Below are 17,921 nucleotides of genomic sequence, written 5' to 3' on the forward strand. Positions count from 1 at the left end.
ATTACACCCTCCTGACCGGACTCGCCCGAATCCAGTCAATATCGCTCCGGTAGAGCTGACGGAGATCCTTCAGGCCCATCCGCAGCATTGAAACACGGGACACCCCGAGTCCCCAGGCAAGAACCGGACAATCAATACCCCACGGCTCGGTAACCTCCTTGCGGAACACACCCGCACCGCCCAGCTCCACCCAGCCGAGTCCGTCAACCCAGACCTCCGGTTCCACCGACGGTTCAGTATAAGGGAAGTAACCGGGCCGGAACCGCACCGACTCAAAGCCCATTCTTCCAAAGAACTCCTTGAAAAATCCGAGTAGATGACCGAATGTCAGATCTTTGTCCATCACAATTCCTTCCAGCTGCTCAAACTCCGGCAGATGGGTCGGATCAATCGTCTCCCGGCGATAGACACGGGAGATAGAGAACGCCTTCACCGGCGGGTTCGGATTCTTCGCCAGATGCTGAATGGAAAGCGACGTACTGTGCGTCCGCAGAACACATTTGCGGGCAATCTCCGGACTCCACTCACCGCCCCATCCGGTTGAACCGGTATCTCCGCCGGTCATATGGATGTCGCGGATCTTCTCCCAACCGTCCGGCAGATCGATCTCCTCTGCGAGATGAAACGTGTCCTGCATCTCACGGGCAGGATGATCCTGCGGCTGATACAGGGAATCAAAGTTCCAGAATGCATTCTGCACAATCGATCCGTGGAACTCCGTAAATCCCATCTCGAACAGCAGTGCACGAATTTCATCAAGGATCTGCTGGTTCGGGTGCACCCGTCCGCCGTAAATTCTCTTCGGCAGCTTGTCCACACTGTAACGGCGCAGCGGCAAACTCTTCCACTCGCCGGAAAGAATCTGTTCGCGGGAAAGCGTTCCGACCTCTTCACGAAGATCAAGACCCGCCGCAGCAACCTCCGCACCCGCAGGCGTGAGGGAGATGTTCCACGACACCGTCTCCGTGACCTCGGCAAGACCGCGTTTCACCAGCTCTTTGCATCCCGCCGTCCCGGCGATCGGATTTCTCAGCGCAGCTTCATCCTCGCCCTCCGGCACATTCTCATTCGCCGTGACGATACCTTTGTCGATGGTAATCCAGTTCTTTTTCCGCAGCCAGCCGATCGCAATCTTCGATAACGGATGCTTTGTCAGCTCCCCCATCGGGGTAGGGCCCTGCATACTCGCAAGAACCTGCCGCTCGGGAAGACCCTCGGCTGCATACTTTTTTCCTTCCTCGGTCAGAACCACTGTCTCTGCAACGTTCTTTTCAAGTGCTGCAAGACCGCGGTCGGCGCAGAGATGCGCCCACTGTACCACGGCATCCGTCGGCGCACTCAACTTTTCTGCAAGTGCTGCTGCGTCCGCGGACTTCATCTCCGCAAGACTTGCAAGCACGCGCTTTTCGTTTATTGTCAGATCCATCGTTTACCACTCCACCATATGCGCAACCTCATCGCGCTTCTCCCTGAACTCCCGTAAAAAGTTCCTGACCCGCTCAAGCGTCTCCTTCTTGCAGGTTCCGCACATCAGCTCTCCCGCTTTACAGGCGCGGCACATCCCGGCAAGCTCTTTGTCATCATCCTGCATGTGGAATCTGTTCAGCTGATAGATCGAACACTTCTCCGGTTCGCCGCCAAGCTTTTTCTGTTCCTCAAGCGTCTGTCGTCCGCCGGTAAGTGCTCCCATGATCTTCTTTTTGACATCCTTGTCGGGATCATCAAACCAGACCAGACTGTCCGGAACACTTGAAGACATCTTCCCTCCCTGCAATCCCTGGAGGAAGCTGTGGTAGGTTGCGGACGGCAACAGAAAACCAAAACCGCCGAACGCACGCTCAACCTCCCGGACAACTGCATCGACTTCATCCGCGGTATGTCCGGCGGGTAGATCGATATGTCCCTCATACTTTTTTGCACCGCAAAACCGCTTTGCCACCGCGTCGAGCGCCCCCTCCGGCGCATTCTTGACGCGGATACTGATGTGGGTCCCGCGATCCTCCACCAGAAACATCCGCAGCGCATTCGTAATGTCGCGGGTCAGCCGGATGTGCGGGTCCTGATCGATTCCTACCGGCACAACCGTCGGTGCAACTCCTGCGACCAGCTGCGGGTAGAGAATATCCGCGACCTGCATTGAAACCGACACTGCATGGGCAAGCTCGGTTTCCGGCCCGAATCCGTAGATTGCCGAAAGCTCTGAGAAGTTGACCTTTGTTGCCGCTTCGAATGCGAGATCCTTTAACGCATTATTGCGGCGCTGGGAGTATATCTCACCGGAAAATCCGAGTGCATACAGGCATTCCATATACTCGCGGGCGTACCGGTCGCACGCATCCCAGGACAGACCGCGGACTGCATGCGCCTCGCGGTCTGCCATGGAAATGAATCCTTTTCCTCCCTGCTGAATGTGCCAGACGACTTCCTTCATGACCATCAGGTGACCGAAATGGGGATGACCGCTCGGCATAAATCCTGTCAGCACATGGAACGGTTTCTTCTGTACAATCGCGTCCGCCACCGCATCATACCCGCGGTGACCTGCGACAATGTCACGGCGGATAAATACCGGCTGGTCAGCTATCTTTTCCTTGACCGGTGCAAACGGTTCGATGCCGAAATCGGCAATCAACCGGTTAATATCCATTTTGGGCGTACTGGACCAGGGGTTAATCTGTTCTGCCATAAATCTCACAATTTTGCTATGTTATAGTTTCATACGGGCGAATTCGATGAAGGTGACAGTCGCCTTTTCCATACAGGCAAAGAGCATCTTCTTTTTCACACTGTGGGCAAGCCGGACCGATCGGGAGATGACGCTCATCGGCATGGAGAGATCATTCGCGCAGGCGTGCACGAGCATCTCGGAGTGTTTCCCTTCTTCGGTGTACACCCGGAAATGATGACCATACTTGTAACCGGTACGGGGTGACCAGCCAATGCCGCGGAAGTACCGGTACACGATCATCTTGTCCGCAAACTCCGGATCATATGCTGCTGCAAGGTCCTCATACTCCTCTGCGGTCATCTCCGGCGTAAGCGAGAGTCTCCCTGACTCAAGCAGCCAGCATACCTCAACAGGTGCAAGAAACAGCCGGTTTGCATCCAGCATCGTGCCATACCAGCTGCTCTTGAGTGTTTCAGTAATACCGGTCCCGTCCTCCGCAACATAGGCGGGAGTTCCCGCTAAGATAGCCGGAATCTTCGGCAGACTCTCTGATGTGGGGAGAACAAAACCCTCTTTTGCGGCGGGATGAATAATCCGGATCTCATAGTAGGTCAGTTCATGTTCGTCGTCAACCACGGCAAGCAGGAACTGCTTGCGCATGTTTGCTGCGGTCTGTGCCTCACGAAGAATGACGGAGAGATCCACTATATCTCGTTCCGACAAGACACGCAGCAGATACCTTGACTGCCCGTGTCCGGGGCGCTGACCGCGGGGGAATATCCGGAAATCCTGCGGCCCAGTGGTGATAACAAAGCCGCGCTCGCGGATATCTCGATAGACAATGAACCTGCGGAGAAATCCGGGTGATGCAGCATTTTCGGCAAGAAGAGAATCAAAGGACCAGCCGTCGATCTGAATCTTTCCGCGCGCTATAAGGTAAAGGGCTTCAACGACAGCAAGCCGGAGATTTCCGGTTTTTTCCACGCGACCGTAACCGTTCTGCTCGTAGAAAACCTTTGCCTCCGGCGGTGCCAGAACTTGTGTGCCATCGAATTGTGCCTTCACGCGGGTATAAGTTTGTTTTATGGAATCATTAAAGAAGTGTCTTCTGCCCGAGCGGCATCCACAAACATACTAATACCCTAACGTAAAACATACTATACATGATCAAATACGCAAAAGCAGTTCTTATCCTTCTGCTGATGGCGGTCATCTGCTGCGGAGGCGCGTCCGCAGGCACTGTTGAGAATCTCAACGTGACCTATCAGCTTGGCGGAACCTATATCAACGCCGAAGCAGTTGCGTCTGCAAACGACGGAGGTTTCTTCCTCGGCATGGCCAACAGTTCCGGCGCAGTTCTCTTAAAAACAGATGCTGCGGGAAAAGAAATCTGGCGTACGGCTCTCCCCGGTGACGATGTCAGATCTCTTGCTACCCTTGATGACGGGGGTGCTGTCCTCACTACCGTCGTCCGAACGGTTGATGGTTCTGAAGAGACCGGTTATACCTTTGACGGAGACACAAATCTCGTCAGAGTCGACAAAAGCGGTAGCATCCTCTGGCAGGAACGTCTTCCCGGAATCGGTTCAGGCGACATTGCCGTCTCTGACAACGTAATCCACTTTGCCGGATGGTTCTGGGAAAGCAATACCGGATTTACCCAGAGTTATCTGCTCTCGACCGGCGCACCCGGCAACGACCAGATCCGTCTCGGCAATGAGACCGCGTCTATGATTCCGCTTGCGATGCTTCTTGAGGATGACGGCACACTCGTTCTTACCGGGGGAACCACCTCCTATCTTACCGAGGAAAGTGCCTATGCCTGGATTGCAAAAGTCAAGAACGGTGTTGTCCAGAGCCAGAGCATTATACGGACCGGCAGCACTGATCCGATGTATGGCGCAGGTGCATGCGGATATGCCATCGCACGTGCACATGATGGAGGTTACCTTGTGGTTGGTTCCAACCCGCCGTTTGGTGTGACATGGGCCGGCGGACTTGGCTGGGCAGCACATGTCAGGAGCGACCTTTCCAATTCCTGGGTCAATGAACTTCCCGGATGCTACGTTCCCTATGCAGTTGTCCAGTTTGGTGACGGGTACCTCATTGCCGGAATGGACGGTTATGATGATCCTGTCTGGCTGACGCTTTCGGTCGGCGGTGCAATCACCGACCGTGAAAAAATATCCCAGAGCGGCAAACGGTCAATGTATAATGACGTTGCATCCATCTCCGACGGTTCTGCCGCACTTGTCGGATGGGTCATGATGGACAGTTCTGCCGAGGGCATTCTTATCACCCTGTCCGCTACCGGGACCCCGACAGTAGCTCCCACCACTTCAACCGGTGCGGAGGGTGCAGGTCTGTGGATTGCCGGAGCTGCAGTGGTAATTCTCATTCTTGCCGGAGCTGTGTACTTCCTTGTGATCCGAAAACCCGAATCCGAACCCGCGAAAAAGAAATCCGCAAAAAAAGGCGGAAAGAAAAACTAAATTAAATCTTTTTTTAGTATTTAGTATGATGTCGGATGCGGTCGGATTTTTATCGGTTCCTGCTGATAGCCTTCCGGCACCTCAATATCAAAACAGCAGGCAGGATACCCTTGGGTCATGCATTCGATCTCCTCCACCCGCACCGGTTGCTTAAAGTATGCCGAAAAAATTGCCGTCAGAACTCCGCGTGAAATAACACAGCAGCCGTGCTCTGTCTTTGGCAACACCATGCACTCGTAGCATTTATAAATCTCCAGCCGCAGCGGCGAAGAGGAACGGATGCGCATATCTCCGAGCCCGTATCTCACCCAGAACTTGATCACATTCTCAATCGTCTTTTCCAGTGTCTCTGCAACCAAATACACCGAGACCGATTCACCCAGCATTTCACCTCCCCGCATCATGATCGGATCGATCCTGATCCCTGCCTCAAGCAGCGCCACCTGAATAATATGAGGGATAATCTGGCGGTAGTCGACATTGTCATACTTAATGTAGCACTGGCGGATCAGTTCACGGAATTCATTGTTTCCGGTCTGGCGACACGGCTGAATGTCAGCAAGATGCGACGAAGTCAGATAATACATCTTTTTGCGGGCATCCCCCGGGACTGGCCGGGATGCAATAAGTCCTGCATCAATCAGCGCGTTGACATGCACCGACACCGTTGATTTGGACAGACCCGTGTATTCCATAATCCGGGAAAAAGATACCTCTCCTTCATCACGGACAAGAAATAGAATACTGTTCCTGACCGGACTGCTTACTGCCGTAACAGTACCATCACTGGAGAACAATTTAAGATGCTGGGCATGATCTAGATCTGGCATGGTGTTTTCATGGCTTTTCGCGTCTATTTTCCGAAAAGCCTAATTTGAATATAATTTGCCGCGAACAGATAAGAATGTTCGTGATGGTGCAAAGAAAGTACTGGTGAACTACCTGAAAAAAGATTAGTTGAAGGGATGGACTGCTGAATTCTTCTTTGCCAGAATTTCATCCACCTTCGGTTCACCGGTAACGGCACGCTTGATTGCAAGTTTTGTTGCCTCATAGTTCCAGTCATGCACCTTCTTCTTGTCTGCCGCATCCCATTCGATGAAGACAGATGCAATGATCAACAGATCCTCGGCCTTCTCTTTGGGAATAACACCCTCCTCAACTGAATCCATAACTGCCATTGCAACAGCATGCTGGGCGGGACCGAACATCATTACCGCCTGACCAGCGTTTTTCATGGTAACTTTATTGACCATCAGTGTTGCCGGTTTTGGCGGCAGGTTCGGAGTGACAACCGCGAGAAGCGGTGTGTGTCCTTTCTGCGGAGAAGCAAGCGCACTCACGAAGGCCTGCTCAACGGAACTTCCTTTTGGTCCGATCACAAGATCGATGTGGGCAACTTCTGCACCCTCGCCGACCAGTGCTTCTCCAAACATTACGCGGGTAAACGGAGAAATTGCTCCCCCTACCGCATTGTCAACGCTTTGTAAAAATCCCATGTTAGTACCTCGCGGGCTAATTCCAGATCTTTTCAGATCTGCTGATCTGTTGGTATGGTGGTGAGTTGTTAAATATTTGCTCTTCGGGGATACAAAACAGCTTGACATCCTTGTTTTCATCTATCGTGTAATCTCTTTAGTTCACAATGTAAATTTAACATAAAAACAGTATTTACTCATAAAATATAGTCTCTCAATTGAACTGAAAGTGCCCATTACAAAAGTGCCGCTATCTAATATGTATTAAATATCAAGAACAAATATGTGATCAACCACTGGGCACTGTGGCTTTGTATCCTGCTGCAGTCCGGGATGGGAAATTACCATGTTAAAAGCAGTAAAAATTAAGAACGGCGTCTACTGGGTAGGAGCCATTGACTGGAACATTCGTGACTACCACGGCTACACACTTCCGGGAACCACCTACAACGCATATCTTGTCATCGGCGACAAGGTTGCACTGATTGACGGAACCTATCCCGGACACGAGTGGCAGCTGATTGAACGTATTGAATCGGTTCTTCCGCTGGAGAAGATCGACTACATCGTTGCAAACCACATTGAGATCGACCACTCCGGTTCCCTCCCGCTTCTTTCCAAGAAGCTCCCGAACGTCCCGATCTACATGACCGAGATTGCCAAGAAAGGATTTGCACGCCACTACGACACGAGTGCGTGGAACATTCACACCATCAAAAATCTCGAAAACCTGCCCCTTGGCGGCGGCAAGACCCTGACCTTCCTTGAGGCACCGTTCCTTCACTGGCCTGACTCCATGTTTACCTATCTCGGTGAAGACAAGATTCTCTTCCCGAACGATGCATTCGGCCAGCACGTCGCATCCAGCGAGCGTTTCGACGATGAGCTCGGTATTGATGTTGCCATGGAGCATGCAGCAAAGTTCGTAGCAAACCTGATCGTCCCGCTCTCTCCGAAAGTTCTCAAGAAACTCGGTGAAGTTACCGAACTTGGTGTGCCAATTGAGATGATTGCACCGTCGCACGGTATCATTTGGAGAAGCCACGCAGCAGACATCATCAACGCCTATGTCAATTGGGCAAACGGTGTTTCCAAGAACAAGATCACCATCGTCTATGACACGATGCATTACTCGACCGGCATCGCAGCTCAGTACATTGCCGAGGGAGCAATCTCTGAAGGCGTTGAAGTCAAGGTTGATCTCCTCAAAGACGGACGCTATGAAGGTGTCCACAGATCCGATGTCGTCCGCGACATTCTTGACTCAAAAGCGGTCATCGTCGGATCGCCTACTCTCGAAGACTATCCGCTGCCGACGGTTGCAGGATTCCTGTACTATCTGATGGGAATCAGACCGGGCAAACAGACCCAGAAGAAGATCGGATTTGCCTTCGGATCCAACGGCGGCAAAGGCGGAGCACCCAAAGTCATCACCGAACTTTTGGAAAAGGCAGGTATTCAGATCTGCCACGATCCGATCGAGTTCACCTACCGTCCGGATCAGGCGGACAAGGAAAAATTCTTTGCCCTTGGACAGGAAATCGCAAAAGAGATCAAAAAGATGCCGTAAATCAGGGATTCTATTCCCGCATCTTCTTTTTTTAGTATTTTAGTATATTAGAGTTAGAGCCGGATCAGTCGCCATAATCTGAAAAACTCTGCGACATCATCATCAAAAGAAAAGAATTTTTGTAGGCATGAGACAGAACTCCCCTCTTCCCCACAACTACAATAGTATTCTCTGCGTATTACCATATGAATCTTGCGGACGGCTGATACATTGGGAAAGGAGAATCATGTACAAAATGCCTCCATTATAATCAGAGTGGGGGATATTCTGCATGGAAGCGCCGAACCTCGACACTGTCCTTCACCCGGATTGGATCAGGTTTATTGCATTTTGCCGCACACGTAAACAACAGAATGGCTGCGACGATCCGTTACGGATTACCGGGAACCGCGCTTGATGCATATACTGCGGAGTATCTCTCGGAGTCTAAAGGTCGCCCTGCCGGTGTGTGGATGATTCTACCAGTAAACCGCCTGGCAGAAACACTGAAACAGGACATGGCTGCACAGAAAATTCCATTCATCCCCTCCCGGATCACAACCGTATCTGCATTTGCCGAGACCGTTGTAACCGCTGCATACCCTGGTGTGCGCATTCTCTCTCCGGTTGAACAGAAACTCATCTTCTCCCGCATTGTTGAGAACAGTCCCGAACTGTGTCGTCTGCTCTCCCCAAAAACAGATATCGCGGACTCTTCCGGAAGATCTATGGGATTATCATCGGTGGAAAATCTTGTCACACTCTACAACACGCTCAGGTTCCGGCGTGCCGCACTCCCGAAAGGAAATGACAGACTTGCGGCTCTTTCATCAGTGTTTACTGCGTATGAGAATTTCTGTGAGATCGAACAGATCGCAGATTCACCCGCCGTTCTTCGTCTTGCCGCAGATGCAGTCCGCTGCGGAAAGTTTCCGCTGCAATCTGTGTACCTCTATGGTATCTTCTCGCCGAAAGAACTTGAGGCGGATCTGTTGGATGCGGTACGGATTGCTGCAAACCGGATCTCCGAGTTTGTTCCTCATGCCGCAAACGACAAAATTTTTCCTCCCCGCGAAGATGTGCTGCCTGACGGGAGTGATACAGGAGACTTTGCCGAGTCGGTGTTTCAGCAGCTTTCCATCTCTCCTGATCTGCCGATCAAAAAGATCGGTGTTTTCAGTAACCGCATCGCCGAACTTTCCGCGATTGCAGAAGAGATCTGCTGTCTTATCGAAAGCGGAGTAAAACCCGGAGACATTGCGGTACTCACACCGGAAGTCCCGCTGTATGCAGAACTTGCCGGAGAACTGTTCTCCGATTTTTCCGCGAACGGAAAATCTCTGGAGTTTACCAGTTCCATCGGTCATCCGCTGTTTCGAAGCAGATCCATAGCTGCGGTGTTTTCTCTTCTGAAAACAGTTCTTGGAAATTACACTGCTCCGGATATGACAACCCTCTTCTCATATCCGTACTTTTTCTGGGGGGAGCGCTATATCCCGCCTCGCGATCTCACCTGTATCTCCCGCTCTGCCGAGATCACCGGCGGCAGGCGACAGTGGCTGGAGTATCCGAAGGCCTTGCGTGCAAGATTTGTGGCAGGCATGGATGATCCTGAAATCCCTGCCCCGGAAAAATCAGAGCTTGCCGCCAAAGTTCAGAGAATCGATACCATCCTGAAAAAATTAGAGGACGTCTTCACCCTGTTAGACCAGCTCAGCAGAAAAAATCGTTCCGCCTCGGAGTTTGTCACCGTTTTACGCCACATCTTTGCGGAACTCAGTTACCCTCAGGGCCATCTCGGCAGACGTCTTCCGCGGGAAGACGCGGCGGCAGTTGAGAGGTTCTCTTCGGTTCTTGCAGACATTGATGCGGCGGAAACTCTGATGCGACCGGAACGCATCTCTCTTGGCAGGTTTTATGCAATGCTCTTTGCCTTCGTCAAGTCAGTACAGAGTTCCCCCCCACCCTCAGGAAATGCCGAAAATGAGGTGAAAATTCTCGGATTCCGTGAGATCGTTCACCAGAAAATTCCGTATGTCTTCCTCGCCGGTCTCACTGCGGACGTACTTCCCCGTGTGCATCCCCGGTTGCCGTTTCTGACCATGACCGAGACGCTTGAAGCAGGAACACAGACCTATGAAGAAACCCTCCGAGAGGAGCGGTATGCGTTTTTATCGGCTATTCTTGCGGCAGAGGATGCTGTATATCTTTCTGCTCCTGCAAGTGATGATGGTTCCGCAAAAATTCCGTCTGCATGGCTGAAGATGTTTGATCTGCCGAATACTGGGTGGAACTGCAGAGAACTCCGCCATTCAGCGTCCTGGCTTTCGGAACATGCAGGCCGTCTGATTTCGGAGGGAAGATGGGAGGAAGGTCTTGACTGTTCCCGTCTTCCGGATCTGTCCGATGCGGCACGACGGATCGAAATTGAGACAGTTGAACGTGCCGGACCTCCTGCAACCATCTATGACGCGGTTTTTTCCTCCCACCCGCTTCAGGAACAGTTCAAAACCCGGTACAGTGCCGGGGCATGCTTTACCGTAACTGATCTGGAACGGTATGCCGCCTGTCCGTTCCGCTGGTACACGGAGCTGCATCTGCGGCTGATACCGCATCCCGACCCGGAAAGTGATGAGCGGCCGGAACTCGGGAACGTCATTCATAAAACAATGTACCGGTTGATCACCGAGTCGGAGAACTTCCCTCCATCGAAAGAAACGCGGGATGCCGCTGTATCCGATCTCCTGAAGATTGCGGATGAAGAGTTTTCCAAAGTCGGCCTTGCAACGCCGAAGTGGCAGAGTCTGCGCAACCGGTACATCGGTACGCCCTCATATCCGGGCAGACTTTCCGAGGTAATTGATCACGAGATTGCGCTTGCCGAAACCGGCAGCGTCACCCCAAAAGAGCTGCTGGAATATCCCTTCTCCATGGCGGAAATGCCGGGTGTTCTGCTTCCTGACGGAAGCGAACTGCGGGTGGAGGGAAGAGTTGACCGTATTCGTTTTTTGGGGGGAACATACATCGTAACCGACTACAAAACAGGCAGGGCAAAAAATACTGCGGAGATAGAATCCGGCAGATCCCTGCAGCTTCCGCTCTACCTTGCGGCGATGGACCATCTTCATCCCGACTGGACACGGGGCGGGGGAACCTACTACCGGATAGCGGCGGGTGCGGTTGAAGAGACAAATCCGCTGAGCCGTGATGCGGACTGTTTTGTACCCAATGCCCTGCTGCATGCGGTACGCTGCCGTGCCGGCATGCAGCAGGGCCGATGTCAGCCGGTGTATGACAAAACCGTTTGTGAACATTGCCGCGAACATTTTATCTGCCGGTTTGACCGGCTGCGGTCTCTTGCCGGAGGGGATCTCTGATGCCGGACCTGACCTCCCGGCAGAAGGAGGCGCTTGCCATGGGAAAGAGCCTCTGCGTAACGGCAGGTGCCGGTACCGGTAAAACATTCCTGCTGAGCAAACGCTATCTGGCGCTTCTGATGCATCTGCGGGAACAAAAAGGCACCGCAACCGTTTCCGAGGTGCTTGCCCTGACCTTCACCGAGAAGGCCGCAAGCGAGATGCGTGAGAGAATTGAGACAGATATCCGCACGCTTGCAGCCTCCGCAGCCACTGAGGAGGAGTGCCGGTTTTGGACAGGTATTCTTGATGAGTTCTTCCGTTCTTCCATTACCACGTTTCACGGATTCTGCGCATCGGTGCTGCGGGAGTTTGCTCTGGACGCAGGTCTTGATCCCGGCTTTGAGATTCTGGACGAGATGGAAAAACAGGTACTGACGGCAACGCTCATCCGCAGCGTCCTCATCCGGCCGCCTGAGTCTCTGTATCAGGACTGTGCACTGCTGTTTGAAGATGTGGCCACCCCGGAAAAGATGGTTGCCGAACTTCTGCCGAAGTATCCTGAGTTCCGGCACCATTTCCCGAAAAACGATGAAGAGATGACTGCCTGTATCCGGGAATGGCGGCGTCTGATGCTTGCGGCTGTCCGGGAACGGCAGACAGTGTTTTTCTCCGGAGAAGCCGCCTCCGCAGTATCAGAACTGATCGATCTCGCGGAGTGTTACGGAAACTGCGACGATTCCGGTGCAGAGTATCTCCGCCGGATTCTTCCTGCCCTCCGGCAGCTCAGGGATGATGCCGATGCGGAAGCGTTCTGTGCTGCCGTTACTGCCGTGCAGAAGGCAAATGGAAGCAAGACCGGAAAACGGCTCGGCAGCCGTGGTGTGTTCGGTACAGACCTTGATCGGCTGCGGGAATCGTTTGCATCGCTCAGATCCGCGACAGAGACTGTTCCAAAGGGATGGGATCATATTCCGGGACCGGACGACGCCTTCTCCCGTGAAAGCATCCGGGTAATTGCAGCTCTCGGTCGCGTAACCGATGAGGTGTACCGCAGATACCAGCAGGAGAAACAGCAGCGGGGAGCGCTGGACTTCGAGGACTTAATCCGTATGACTGCAGAGGTCATTGAGATTCCCGGCGTTCTTCAGGCGCTGCAGCGGCGCTTTTCCTACATCCTTGTTGACGAAGTGCAGGACACCGATCCTGCACAGTCGGCCATCATCTGGAAGATCATCGGTGCTCTGACCCCGTCCAACGATGCGGTCTTCATCGTCGGAGATCCGAAACAGTCAATCTATGCGTTCCGCAACGCTGACATCTGTGAGGTGAACGCCATGCAGGAGAGAATAACCGCCGGCTGCGGAACAGATCCGGTTGCACTTGACATCAGTTTCCGCAGTACCAAAGAGATCTTGGGTGTGGTAAACACCATCTTTTCCCGGCTGTTTGCCGAGACCGCAGAGGCTTGGGATGTCTCCTATGATCCCATCTCGGTGTCCCCGGCCCGTGAAAAAGACGCAGGAACGGTACAGATTCTCAAAACGATTCCCGACGCTTCTGCCCCTGATCCGCTTCTTGAAGCACGGGCGATCGCCGCACGCATCCGGGAGCTGATTGCATCCGGCATCATGATCCGGGACGGATGTGTCCTGCGTCCTGCACGATTCGGGGACGTTGCCATCCTGATTGAGACACGAAACAATCAGGCGATGATTGAACACGCCCTTCGCGAGGCGTATGTTCCCTATAGTATCTACAAGAGCCAGGGATTTTATCGTTCACAGGAGATTGCCGACATTACCCAGCTTCTCTCGGTTGTTGCAGGACTGGGCGATGACATTGCGCTCTACGGTGTTCTGCGCTCCCCGTACTTCGGTATTCCGGATGCGGAACTCTGCATTACGGGAGGCGGCAGCTACTACGGCCGCATCATCCGTTACGCCGCGGAGAACCCCGGTTCCCGGATTGCATCCGCTGTTGCCCGGCTGAAAGCATGGCAGAAGTGTGCCGGAACCGAACCGCTGCCGGAATTTCTGCGGCGGATTCTGCGCGAGTCCGGCATGCATGCAGTGTACGGCGGCCTGAAAAACGGCAGGTATGTTCTTGCAAATCTGGAGAAACTGATCGGAATTGCACGCTCGCAGGTGCACAGACGTGCGATGCCGCTGCCGGAGTTTGTGCGGGTACTTGCGACCGGTGCCGAGCAGGAGATCAAGGAGAGTGTTGCACAGATCGATCTGCCGGAGGGAGACACAGTCCGGATTATGACGGTGCACGCCTCGAAAGGACTGGAGTTCCCGATTGTGGTTCTTGCAAATCTTGACAGCAGTACCTCATCTCCCGGAACCGGTCTTGTGCTTGATAAAGAACTCGGTGTAGGTCTGCCTATCCGGATGCACGGCGCAGGAGAACGTGCCGCGGATACCTTTGTGAAGATGTTTACCCACGAGGTCCGGGATGCAAAAGAGATCGCAGAGAAGAAGCGGTTGTTTTATGTTGCCATGACACGGGCGCGGGATCATCTGATTTTGTCATATGTGGAAGGTAAAACTTTTCCTCCGAAGAACAGCCGGGCTGCATGGCTTGCCGCATATCTCCTTCCCAAAGAGAATCTGTCATCTTCGTTTGCGTTTGCAACGGATGACGGTATTTCTGTTGGGATTTCCGTTACCGAGTATGTTTCCGGTGAACGTGTCATACCTGATGCTGCCGTGCCTGCGGTAAGACCCTCTCTTCCTGCTGACTATCAGTATATTCGGGAGGAGGAGGACAAAACCCGCGACGCTGCAAAACACCCCGCCAGTGCAACCCGCCTGAATCACCCGGATCAGAACATTTCCTGTAGCACATATGCACCCGTGATTTACGGAATTGTTCTGCACAGAGTATTTCAGGGACAGGATGCTTCCATGCTGTGCAGACGATACCGGCTGAACGAGGAGGACCGTATTTCTCTTGTACGTGCATATGAAGCGTTTCTTGCCTCTCCGCTGATGCAGAATGTTTCTGAGGAGTTCTGCGAGCTGCCGTTCTCGGCTGAGATATGCGGCAGGCAGTTTACCGGTGTCATTGACCGGCTTGTCAGGTATGCAGACGGAAGCTGGCGCATCATCGACTATAAATCCGGTTCCCTGATGACCGCGGGACCGGACGAATTGAAAGACTACCGGCGTCAGGTTTCCATTTATGCCGCTGCGGTCCGCCGGCTCTTTCTGGTGGAGGCATCTGCCTGCATCTACTTCGCACAGGATGGCAGAGTCATGGAGGTGTCTTCGGATGAATCCGGGCTCACGGCTTTGTTTGATGATCAGGGGGATGTCTCATGACTCCCTGGTTTGCGGACGAAAGCATGAATATCCGGTGGAACCTATGAATACCTCATGATTCATGTTGGCGTTCTTGGAGCAACCGGTGCTGTTGGTCAGCGTTTTGTCCAGCTCCTCGCAAATCATCCGTGGTTTACTCTCTCAACCCTTACTGCATCCGACCGTTCCGCAGGCAAGAGCTACGGCTCGGTCGTGAACTGGCGTCTGGACTCTCCGTTTCCGGAGTCCGTCAAAGACCTTGTTGTCTCTCCTACCACTGTTGACGCGGTAAAGGACTGTGACATTGTGTTCTCCGCACTGCCTGCAGACATTGCAACAACCCTTGAATCCGACATTGCGGATGCGGGGGTGGGTGTTTTCAGCAATGCAAGTTCCCATCGCATGGCCGCAGACGTTCCGCTGATGATTGCCGAGGTCAATCCCGAGCATGCTGCACTCATCGATGTGCAGAAGAAGAACCACAATCGTGACGGATTCATCGTGACAAATCCGAACTGTTCCACGATTATGCTTGCAACAGCACTTGCCCCGCTGATGAAGTTCCCGTTCACCACTATCAACGTCGCAACCATGCAGGCGATCTCCGGAGCGGGCTTTGACGGTGTTCCGGCGTTTGGCATCTACGACAACGTGATACCCTACATCGGTTCCGAAGAGGAGAAGATGTCACGCGAGGCAAACAAGATTCTCGGTACCTTTGACGGCACGCAGATCGCCGGAGCGCCGTTTACCGTATCCGCATCCTGCAACCGCGTTCCGGTTATTGACGGACATACCTTAAATGTCTGGATAGATGTTGCAGCAACACCTGATGAAGTCATCGAAGCCTTCCGGACCTGGCAGCCGCCGTTTGCCGGACTTCCGACCCAGCCGGAGAAAACGATTCTCTATCTCCCTGATGAAAACCGTCCGCAGCCGAGGCTTGACCGGAACCGCGGCAACGGCATGACCGTCTCCGTCGGACGTGTGCGTGACGGCATCAGGTTTGTTGCGATGGGACACAACACCATCCGCGGTGCTGCGGGCGCATCTGTTCTGAACGCCGAGCTTCTGCACACAAAGAAGTACTTCTGAAGCGGTTCTTTTGGGAACTATTCGGGAAATCTTGGAGATTTTCCGATAGTTTCCCAGATCCGGATGTATACGATCAACTGATATCTGATTATCACCAAATGATACTACGACGATGGATAATACAGTCCTGATTGGAAACAAACCGGTGATGAATTACGTACTTGCTGTGGTTACGCAGTTCAATGCCGGCAACTCCGAGGTGATCGTGAAGGCCCGCGGCAAAGCCATCGTTCGTGCTGTCGATACTGCCGAGATTGTGACCCGCCAGTTTCTTCCAAATGTGGTCAAACAGAGTGTAACCACCTCTACTGATCAGGTTGAGATGGACAACGGCCCCTCCAATGTCTCATGCATTCAGATCATCCTCGCAAAATCCTGACCTTTTTTTTCTATGTCAAAAAAGAATACGATAGCTGGTGTGGTGCTGGTGGTTGCCTGTGTCCTGTGTGTGTGGTATGTGAGCCTGCCGAATACGGAGGAGTTTTCCCGTGAAGGGACGATTACTGCTCTTGGCGACGGAGTGGTTATTTCGGGGGATGACGGTATAGTATATATTCCTTCGAGCGGTGTTTCGGAGGGGCTTGCGGTTGGAACCCGCGTTTCGTTTACGGCTGTCCGGAATTATTCCCAGGGGGATGTGATGAGGGGGCCTTACCGGCCTGTAGATATCCGGGATATTTCCCACGTGTAGGCACGGGGTATGTTTCCGATTGCCGTTGGTATTCTTGCGGTTGTTTTTCTGCTGATTGTGGTGCGGCAGGTGGGGCGTGTTCGTCTGCCGATATGGGCGGTGATGACTGCCGGCGCGGTTCTTGCTCTTGTTACGGGTTCAATAACCCCTGCGGCGGCACTTGCGGCGGTGAATGTGGAGGTGATCGTGTTTTTATTCGGGATGTTTGTTCTGGGTGCTGCAATGGAGCGTTCCGGTCTGCTGCATACGGCGTCGGTTGCTATGTTTGCAAAGGCATCCACCCGCCGTCAGGTGATGTTCTGGTTTATTTTTCTGATGGCCGGGGCATCTGCGTTTCTGATGAATGATACGGTTGCGATTATCGGAACGCCGGTTGCACTGTACTGCGCCCGCCGGTTCGGTATCCCGGTAACACGAATGCTGGTGGCACTTGCGGCGGCGGTCACCTTCGGGAGTGTGATGACACCGATTGGAAACCCGCAGGTACTGCTGATTTCAATGTCGGGAGGTGTTACCGACGCATTCGGCAGTTTTTTTGTGTATCTGTGTGTCCCGGCACTGGTGAGTCTGTATATTCTGTACCGCATGATAATATGGCATCTGCCAAACGGGGATGCGCCGTTATCGCTTGCCGATGATTCTCGTAATCCGGAAGATCCAATACTGGAGCGGCTGACCAAAACTTCACTTGTTCTCGTGTTCGCGGTGATTTTCCTGCGAATTGTCCTGTCGTTTGCCGGGTACGAACTGCCGCTTGTGGTGATTGCGGTGGCTGCCGCTCTGCCGCTTGTGGTTTTGTCCAAACGAAGACTGGAGCTTCTGCGCGGTGTGGACTGGAGTACGCTGCTGTTCTTTATATCGATGTTTGTACTGATGGCTGCGGTCTGGGATACGGGTGTGATTCAGGGTATACTGCCGGCATCTTTTACCACGTCGATGCCGGTACTGTTCGGGGTAAGTATCCTGGTGCCGCAGCTGGTGTCGAATGTGCCGTATGTGGCACTGGTTCTGCCGGTACTTGAGGCTGCGGCGGCACCGCTCCATCTGTATCTTGCCCTTGCTGCGGGGAGCACAATCTCAGGTACGCTCACGATTCTTGGTGCGGCAAGTTCGGTGATTATTATCCAGAATGCGGAGAAGCATGGTGAAACGATGACATTCTGGCAGTACTTCCGCATTGGTGTGCCGCTGACGCTTGCAGCCTCTGCGGTATTTATCGGCTGGATCTGGATATGTTCGCTGTTGTCCGGGGTTGCCGGCTAAAGAGGAATTTCAAAAAAAAAG

General features: G+C 53.1%; 13 protein-coding genes. 8 read left to right on the top strand and 5 right to left on the bottom strand.

The genetic code is table 11. The features are described from left to right. Position 1 precedes the first annotated feature (1 nt). The 3 genes from pheS to endA are packed head-to-tail and all read right to left on the bottom strand — an operon-like array spanning position 2 to position 3,733. On the bottom strand, positions 2-1,426 hold the full coding sequence (gene pheS, locus O0S10_RS04770) for a phenylalanine--tRNA ligase subunit alpha (RefSeq protein WP_268924760.1): 1,425 nt from the start codon (positions 1,424-1,426) through the stop codon (positions 2-4). 3 nt (positions 1,427-1,429) lie between these two features. After that, positions 1,430-2,686 carry a tryptophan--tRNA ligase gene (locus tag O0S10_RS04775; protein WP_268924761.1) on the bottom strand — a complete coding sequence of 419 codons (1,257 nt, stop codon included), beginning with the start codon at positions 2,684-2,686 and terminating at the stop codon, positions 1,430-1,432. A gap of 21 nt (positions 2,687-2,707) precedes the next feature. Continuing rightward, entirely contained in the window at positions 2,708-3,733 is a 1,026-nt protein-coding gene (gene endA / locus O0S10_RS04780) for a tRNA-intron lyase (protein ID WP_268924762.1), read from the bottom strand. A gap of 98 nt (positions 3,734-3,831) precedes the next feature. Between endA and O0S10_RS04785 the strand changes: the two genes are divergently transcribed. Further along, positions 3,832-5,160, top strand: a complete 1,329-nt coding sequence (locus O0S10_RS04785) for a hypothetical protein (RefSeq protein ID WP_268924763.1) — start codon at positions 3,832-3,834, stop codon at positions 5,158-5,160. A 20-nt stretch (positions 5,161-5,180) separates the two neighbouring features. On the opposite strand, the gene msvR is transcribed toward O0S10_RS04785, so the two are convergent. Together msvR and fae are read right to left on the bottom strand one after the other, a co-directional pair. Continuing rightward, positions 5,181-5,990, bottom strand: coding sequence for a transcriptional factor MsvR (gene msvR / locus O0S10_RS04790; RefSeq protein WP_268924764.1), 810 nt, complete (start codon positions 5,988-5,990; stop codon positions 5,181-5,183). A 123-nt stretch (positions 5,991-6,113) separates the two neighbouring features. Beyond that, positions 6,114-6,659 carry a formaldehyde-activating enzyme gene (fae, locus tag O0S10_RS04795; protein WP_277612741.1) on the bottom strand — a complete coding sequence of 182 codons (546 nt, stop codon included), beginning with the start codon at positions 6,657-6,659 and terminating at the stop codon, positions 6,114-6,116. A gap of 325 nt (positions 6,660-6,984) precedes the next feature. Between fae and O0S10_RS04800 the strand changes: the two genes are divergently transcribed. From O0S10_RS04800 to O0S10_RS04830, 7 genes are all read left to right on the top strand, one after another. Continuing rightward, on the top strand, positions 6,985-8,208 hold the full coding sequence (locus O0S10_RS04800; RefSeq protein WP_268924765.1) for an FprA family A-type flavoprotein: 1,224 nt from the start codon (positions 6,985-6,987) through the stop codon (positions 8,206-8,208). Between the two features lie 353 nt (positions 8,209-8,561). Continuing rightward, the gene (locus O0S10_RS04805; RefSeq protein ID WP_268924766.1) at positions 8,562-11,564 is read left to right on the top strand and encodes a PD-(D/E)XK nuclease family protein; all 3,003 of its coding nucleotides are present in this window, start codon (positions 8,562-8,564) and stop codon (positions 11,562-11,564) included. Next, entirely contained in the window at positions 11,564-14,872 is a 3,309-nt protein-coding gene (locus tag O0S10_RS04810; RefSeq protein ID WP_268924767.1) for a UvrD-helicase domain-containing protein, read from the top strand. Before O0S10_RS04805 ends, O0S10_RS04810 begins: the two co-directional genes overlap by 1 nt. A 54-nt stretch (positions 14,873-14,926) precedes the next feature. Beyond that, the gene (gene asd, locus O0S10_RS04815; RefSeq protein ID WP_268924768.1) at positions 14,927-15,946 is read left to right on the top strand and encodes an aspartate-semialdehyde dehydrogenase; all 1,020 of its coding nucleotides are present in this window, start codon (positions 14,927-14,929) and stop codon (positions 15,944-15,946) included. A 112-nt stretch (positions 15,947-16,058) separates the two neighbouring features. Then, the gene (gene albA, locus O0S10_RS04820; RefSeq protein ID WP_268924769.1) at positions 16,059-16,325 is read left to right on the top strand and encodes a DNA-binding protein Alba; all 267 of its coding nucleotides are present in this window, start codon (positions 16,059-16,061) and stop codon (positions 16,323-16,325) included. A gap of 12 nt (positions 16,326-16,337) precedes the next feature. Beyond that, complete coding sequence (locus O0S10_RS04825) at positions 16,338-16,637, top strand: hypothetical protein (RefSeq protein ID WP_268924770.1); 300 nt, start codon at positions 16,338-16,340, stop codon at positions 16,635-16,637. Positions 16,638-16,646: 9 nt separating this feature from the next. Next, positions 16,647-17,900 carry an ArsB/NhaD family transporter gene (locus tag O0S10_RS04830; RefSeq protein WP_268924771.1) on the top strand — a complete coding sequence of 418 codons (1,254 nt, stop codon included), beginning with the start codon at positions 16,647-16,649 and terminating at the stop codon, positions 17,898-17,900. Positions 17,901-17,921 lie beyond the last annotated feature (21 nt).

This window comes from Methanocorpusculum petauri (assembly GCF_026891975.1).
Taxonomy (GTDB): domain Archaea; phylum Halobacteriota; class Methanomicrobia; order Methanomicrobiales; family Methanocorpusculaceae; genus Methanocorpusculum; species Methanocorpusculum petauri.